This window comes from Capnocytophaga leadbetteri (assembly GCF_003054025.1).
GTDB lineage: Bacteria > Bacteroidota > Bacteroidia > Flavobacteriales > Flavobacteriaceae > Capnocytophaga > Capnocytophaga leadbetteri.
This window is the reverse complement of the sequence record NZ_QBKG01000037.1, coordinates 1-1,313: the sequence shown is the minus strand read 5'-3', so window position 1 is coordinate 1,313 and position 1,313 is coordinate 1. Positions and strand designations below refer to the sequence as shown.

Annotated in this window: 2 protein-coding genes; both read right to left on the bottom strand. The window is 32.0% G+C overall.

Going from position 1 to position 1,313, the window contains the following annotated elements; genetic code table 11:
- Positions 1–92: 92 nt before the first annotated feature.
- On the bottom strand, positions 93–890 hold the full coding sequence (locus tag C8P65_RS11970) for an IS3 family transposase (protein ID WP_245887418.1): 798 nt from the start codon (positions 888–890) through the stop codon (positions 93–95).
- A 20-nt stretch (positions 891–910) separates the two neighbouring features.
- Positions 911–1,313 (bottom strand): transposase (locus C8P65_RS11965; RefSeq protein WP_245887417.1); only part of this gene is annotated, 403 nt, incomplete at its 5' end.

Here is a 1,313-nt window from a genome sequence, read left to right as displayed (position 1 = left end):
TTATTTTGTCAGTTTAATTTATGTTTTTCATTTTTTAAGTTAAGTATTGTAAGCAAGAACTCCTTTACTACATCAGTATAGATGAGTATCCACTAAACAGCCTCTTTAAAATATACCATATCAGGCGTTTTAAAACCTAAAGAGGTATGCAAACGATCCGTATTATAAATAAAAACTGCTTCCTTCACTGCCTTTAAAGCTTGTTGCTCATTGTTAAAGGTATCTTCTAATCCGTATTCCTGCTTGAGAATACCATTAACCCTCTCTGCATAAGCGTTTTCATAACAATGATCTACCTCTGTCATACTGATTGTTATACCCTTTTTTATCAGTAAACCAGTGTATTCTTTACAGCAATACTGAACGCCTCGGTCTGAATGATGAATAAGCTTTTCTGACTTATCTAAAAGTTTTAAAGCCCTTTTCAAAGCTTTCATACAACCCTCTATCGAAAGACTGTTAGAAAGTTCATATCCTACTATTTTTCTTGAATATAAGTCCGTTATAAGCGATAAATATCTAAATCCTTCTAAAGTACGAATGTAGGTAATATCGCTTACCCATACTTGATTTTTACGGGTTATCAGCAAGTCTTTTATTTGGTTTTTATAAAACCTGTAAGTATGATTTGAATAAGTTGTACGAGTAAAGTTTTTCTTCCTTTGAACAAGTAAATCATTGTCTCTCAATAAAGTAAAAAACTTATCTCTACCCATTTTAGTAATGTGTTTTATATCATCTTTAAGCCTAAAGTAGAGTTTTCTACCTCCTTCAAACTTATTAATTTTACGTTTTTCTTTCACTAACTCTAAGACAAGGGTATTGCCCAAAGCTTCTTTTTTAAGAGCTTTTAAAGCTTTATAATGGCTTTGACGAGTAATGCAAAACACTCTACAAGAGGCTGTTATGTTTACTTTTTTCTTCTGGGAAAGTATTTCGATAGTTCTTGATCTAGCTTTTTTTTTATTTTTTCACTTGCTCCTGTTTCCTCACCAAGTACCTGAAAATAGGTTTCATAAACCTTATTTTCTATAGCCATTTCTGCAAAAGCCTCTTTAATTGCTTTTAATTCTTTTCTAAGAGCTTGAATTTCTTGAATTTCGTCTATTGTTTCCACGCGTACTATTTTGTTTAATAAGTGATTTTTACCGTATTTTTTGAGCCATTTTTGGATAGTTGTAGCTCCTCCTATAGAATACTTTCTACGACAGGCTTCAATACTTAAGCCTTTTTTCTCTATTTCTTCTATGACAGCTCTCTTAAAGCAATCACTGTACCGAACTATCTCTGCTCGCCCTTTTGTCATATTTTTT